Consider the following 2810-nt stretch of genomic DNA (forward strand, 5'->3'; position numbering starts at 1 on the left):
GCCTCCCCCTCCACCACCGGCCGCAGCGCCCCCAACTGCCGCGGCCGGAAGGGCTTGGCGAGGATGGCACGCAGCCCGGCATGCCGTTCCCCGTCGAGGGACAGCACGCTGCCGAGGATGGCGCGGGTGCTGTCGTGCGCCGTCCAGCCCGGCATCTCCCGGTCCGCCCACTCCACGTCCCGGACCCGCAGCCCGGGGTCGCGCAGCGCCGCCGCGCACTGCTCATAGCCGACCACGAGCGTCGTACGACCAAGATCCAGCACCGGACCGGCCCCAGCCAGCCGCGCATAACGAGGAAAAGGATCCGCTCGCCCCTCGGCCGTGAACAGGCCGTCCAGCGCCTGCCCGACGGTGAATCCGGCGGCCATCAGAACCTCCCGAACAGCCAGTACCCAGGACTGTCCGCCCCCGTCATGAAGTCCCGCACAGCCGCGATGATCTCGTCCGCGCTGATCGTGCCGCTCCCATCCGTATCCAGCCGCCCGAAAAGCTCCCGCCCCTCCTCGTACGGAATGCGGCAGGCGGCCAGCAGCCGCAGGAACTCGCCACGGTCCAGCACCCCGTCACCGTTCTCGTCCACGAGCTCGATCACCGCGCGAGCCAACGGCCGCACCTGCTCCCCGAATACGGCACCCGCGTCCTGCGCACCGCCCAGCCACGCCCGGTACTCGGCCTCGCTCACGCGCCCGTCACCATCCGCGTCCGACGCCCGCGCGAGCGCGTCCCACAGCGCCAGATACCCGTCCCGCACCGCCACCGCCCCCGCGGAACCCGGCGCCTGGCCGAGCGCCTGGACCAGCCGCAGCGCGAAGGCAACCATGTCGGCGCGGCAGACGTATCCGTCCCCGGCCGCGTCGAGCAGCCCGAACCGCCGCGGCGCCCACGTCGTCCCGTCACCGTCACCCGCCGCGCCCGCGCTCACACTCGCACCCGCCGCCTCAGCCTCGGCCGCCCCGACGAACGCCGCCCGCGCCCACACCACCGCATCCGGCAGCGCGCCGCTCAAGACCCCCGCATGATTGGCCTCGGCATACTCCCGGAACTCCACCTCCGTCCCCGCCTCCCGCAGCAGCCGGGCGAAGTCCCGCAGAAATTCCACCGGTACGACCTCATCGGCCCCACCCGCGGCAAGCAGCAGCGGCCGGTCGAGGCGGCTGACCGGGGCATCGCTCGCATCCAGGGCCGCGGCCACCGCCGGCTGCCGGGTGATGCCGGTGAAGCCCGCGTCCTTGTTCGTCAGCAGCACGGTCCGCCGCAGCATGTCGAGCAGCGACAACTCCTCGGCTTCACCCAGCAGCCGGACACCCGTATCCGTGACCAACTCCCGCGGCCGGAAGCCGGGATGGCTGACGCTCACCCCGGTCAGCGTGACCGGCACCAACGGCGACACCGACTGCCCATCCGCCTCCGTCGCCTTGGCGATCAACTGCGTCAGGCTGATCGGCGGCGCCATCGCAATAGCCCCGAGAAACTGCAGCTCGGGCGCGTACCCGGTGGCGATCAGCGCGGCGAAGAGCGCCGCATGCCCACCCTGCGAGAAGCCCGCGACCGCGTACCGCCCGCCCACCGTCGCATCCAGGTGCCGCAGCGCCCGCACCGCGTCGAGCAGATCATCGGCGACGGCCTCGCCATTGAAGTACGGATGCGGTCCCGGCGTCGCCAGCCCCTCGTAATCGCTGGCCACCACCGCGAAACCGGCCCGCAGCCAGCCGTCGATATGCGCGGCCTCGGTGGCCGAGAAGCCCTTCACGGACGGCGCCGTGCCGTCCCCCAGCCCGGTGGACCCGTGCGCGTAACTGATCACCGGCCGGTCGCCGACGGCCGGCGCCGCGTCGGGCACGAAGGCCGAGGCCGTCACCTCGCGCGGCCGCCCGTCGTATCCGAGCCCCTGATACAGGATGCGCTCGGCCCGTCCGGCCGCGGCCGGCCAGAGACCGGGCGGCAGTGGTTCGTTGCTGATGAGCGTTCCCAATGCCCGATCGGCCATGATCACCCCTCGTCCGTCCACCGCGGGTCCCGCACCGCCGCCGGGTTCTTGAGCCTCCCGGCCTCCCGGTCTCCGGTCTCCCGGCCGCCCGATCTCCCGGCAGCGGTACGGCCCGTCGCTACTGCCCCTTGGTCGCGAGTCCGCCCATCACTTGATCGACGAAGCCGCCCACCGTGGCCGCCGGCTTGGTGTCCTCGTTCAGGAAGGTGATGCCGTAGTGCTGCTCCATCGTGGCCGCGGCCCGCATCTGCTTCACAGAATCGACATTGGCGAGGTCGGCGATCACGGTGTCCTCCTGCACCGCGCCGGCGTCGACCTCCCAGTCCCTGGCGGCAATCGACCTGATCTCTTCCAGCACCTGCGCACGGCTGACGTCGCTCATCGCAGGGTCTCCTTTCTCGTGTCGCTCTGCGCCTCCACCGCAGCGGACGCGCTCTCGTCCCCCGGCGCGGCGGCTCCGCCCGCCGGGGACCTCTCGCCGAGCAGCTGCCGCACCGCGGCCCGCTGCCACTTCCCGCTGGTGGTCCGGGGCAGCCACCGCGGCGCCACCACCCGCACCTCCACAGCCCCCACGCCGGTACGCTCGGCGACCCGCCGCCGCACCGCCGCCCCCAACTCCCGCGCATCAGCGCTCCGCACCGCCTCAACCACGACGAGCATCCGCTCCCGCTCGGCATCCGCAACGGCCACGACGTGCCGCCGGAAAATGCCCTCCACCTCGGCCGCCGCCGCCTCGATGTCCTCGGGAAAGTAGTTCTGCCCGTTGACGATCACCATGTCCCGCCGCCGCCCGGCAATGAACAGATCACCCCCGCACACCACC

General features: G+C 72.5%; 2 protein-coding genes and 2 pseudogenes. All 4 read right to left on the bottom strand.

Features of this window, described 5'->3' with window-relative positions; genetic code table 11:
• Nucleotides 1-368, bottom strand: a pseudogene (locus G5C51_RS41300) (cytochrome P450); the annotation flags it as partial.
• On the bottom strand, nt 368-1987 hold the full coding sequence (locus G5C51_RS41305) for a lipase family protein (protein WP_165245982.1): 1620 nt from the start codon (nt 1985-1987) through the stop codon (nt 368-370). The gene G5C51_RS41305 and the pseudogene G5C51_RS41300, both read right to left, overlap by 1 nt.
• Nucleotides 1988-2105: 118 nt before the next feature.
• The gene (locus tag G5C51_RS41310) at nt 2106-2369 is read right to left on the bottom strand and encodes an acyl carrier protein (RefSeq protein WP_165245984.1); all 264 of its coding nucleotides are present in this window, start codon (nt 2367-2369) and stop codon (nt 2106-2108) included.
• Nucleotides 2366-2810, bottom strand: a pseudogene (locus tag G5C51_RS41315) (fatty acyl-AMP ligase); the annotation flags it as partial. The gene G5C51_RS41310 and the pseudogene G5C51_RS41315, both read right to left, overlap by 4 nt.

Origin of the sequence: Streptomyces coryli (assembly GCF_011044975.1) — a bacterium.
GTDB lineage: Bacteria > Actinomycetota > Actinomycetes > Streptomycetales > Streptomycetaceae > Streptomyces > Streptomyces coryli.